The organism is Herbaspirillum sp. WGmk3, from assembly GCF_023952535.1.
Classification (GTDB): Bacteria; Pseudomonadota; Gammaproteobacteria; order Burkholderiales; family Burkholderiaceae_D; genus Herbaspirillum; species Herbaspirillum huttiense.
In genome coordinates this window covers 1-265 of record NZ_JAKYWT010000081.1, presented here as the reverse complement: position 1 = coordinate 265, position 265 = coordinate 1, and the positions used below count along the sequence as shown (strand labels likewise).

Sequence of the window (265 nt, the reverse complement as noted above, 5' to 3'; positions counted from 1 at the left end):
CTGGCGCTCGCCGCTATAGCGCTCGTCGCCGAGCCAGGTGCCCTCCGGACCCCAATACAGTTCTTCCGGTTCCCAGACGTCGGCGCGGCCACCCGCGAAGCCGAACGTCTTGAAGCCCATCGATTCCAGCGCGACGTTGCCAGCGAGAACCATGAGGTCGGCCCAGGAGATCTTCTTGCCGTACTTCTGCTTGATCGGCCACAGCAGCCGGCGCGCCTTGTCGAGGTTGGCGTTGTCGGGCCAGCTGTTGAGCGGGGCGAAACGC

1 protein-coding gene is annotated in these 265 nt (G+C 65.7%); it reads right to left on the bottom strand.

Going from position 1 to position 265, the window contains the following annotated elements; genetic code table 11:
- A partial coding sequence (locus MKD49_RS26030) for a peroxidase family protein (RefSeq protein ID WP_305882141.1) occupies positions 1-265 on the bottom strand: 265 nt, incomplete at both ends.